General features: G+C 45.0%; 2 tRNA genes and 1 rRNA gene. All 3 read left to right on the forward strand.

Features of this window, described 5'->3' with window-relative positions:
* Positions 1-93, forward strand: a 16S ribosomal RNA gene (locus L2740_RS21405); the annotation flags it as partial.
* 74 nt (positions 94-167) lie between these two features.
* Positions 168-244, forward strand: a tRNA-Ile gene (locus tag L2740_RS21410).
* Between the two features lie 65 nt (positions 245-309).
* Positions 310-385: transfer RNA gene (locus L2740_RS21415), tRNA-Ala, on the forward strand.
* Positions 386-560 lie beyond the last annotated feature (175 nt).

Below are 560 nucleotides of genomic sequence, written 5' to 3' on the forward strand. Positions count from 1 at the left end.
TTCGGGAGGGCGTTTACCACGGTGTGGTTCATGACTGGGGTGAAGTCGTAACAAGGTAGCCCTAGGGGAACCTGGGGCTGGATCACCTCCTTACCTATACGACTAACTTGATAGTTGTTGAGTGTTCACACAGATATGCTTGTCGTAAAGAAAGAGCAAATTACGTTGGGTCTGTAGCTCAGCTGGTTAGAGCGCACCCCTGATAAGGGTGAGGTCGGTGGTTCAAGTCCACTCTGACCCACCAAAATCTTAGTTTTCTCCTAAACGAAGATTTTGTTTTAACGTAAATTTGTTTGACTGCATGTAAATGGGGCTATAGCTCAGCTGGGAGAGCGCCTGCCTTGCACGCAGGAGGTCTGCGGTTCGATCCCGCATAGCTCCACCATTTACATCTTCTCTTTTGAGTTGATACATGCACTGGTAAGAGATGCCAAAGATAAATGCAGAATTTATCTTTGGCTTTTTTAAGCCCGCTCTTTAAAAATTTGGAAAGCTGATAGTGTTAATGTGAAAGGGATGGCGATTTATCGCTGTTTGTAGCATTAGCGCGAAATTAAAAA

It is taken from the genome of Shewanella pneumatophori (assembly GCF_023283895.1).
GTDB lineage: Bacteria > Pseudomonadota > Gammaproteobacteria > Enterobacterales > Shewanellaceae > Shewanella > Shewanella pneumatophori.